1 protein-coding gene is annotated in these 274 nt (G+C 60.9%); it reads right to left on the reverse strand.

Going from position 1 to position 274, the window contains the following annotated elements; translation table 11 throughout:
- On the reverse strand, window positions 1-274 hold a 274-nt coding region (locus tag SB771_RS34405), incomplete at both ends, for a beta-ketoacyl synthase N-terminal-like domain-containing protein (protein ID WP_410721964.1).

Here is a 274-nt window from a genome sequence, read left to right on the forward strand (position 1 = left end):
CCCATGGCGTCGAACAGGAACGACTGGGTCCAATGCTCTTCTTCACCGCCACCGGCGAAGACGATGTCCTGCTTGCCCATCTGGATCTGTTCCATGGCGGTACCGATGCAGTGAGCACTGGTGGCGCAGGCAGAAGCGATGGAGTAGTTCAGGCCCTTGATCTTGAACGGGGTGGCCAGGCAGGCGGAAACGGTGCTGCTCATGGTCCGCGTAACGCGGTATGGGCCAACGCGCTTGACGCCTTTCTCGCGCAGGATGTCCAGCGCTTCCATCT

The organism is Burkholderia sp. SIMBA_051 (genome assembly GCF_046534915.1).
Taxonomy (GTDB): domain Bacteria; phylum Pseudomonadota; class Gammaproteobacteria; order Burkholderiales; family Burkholderiaceae; genus Burkholderia; species Burkholderia ambifaria.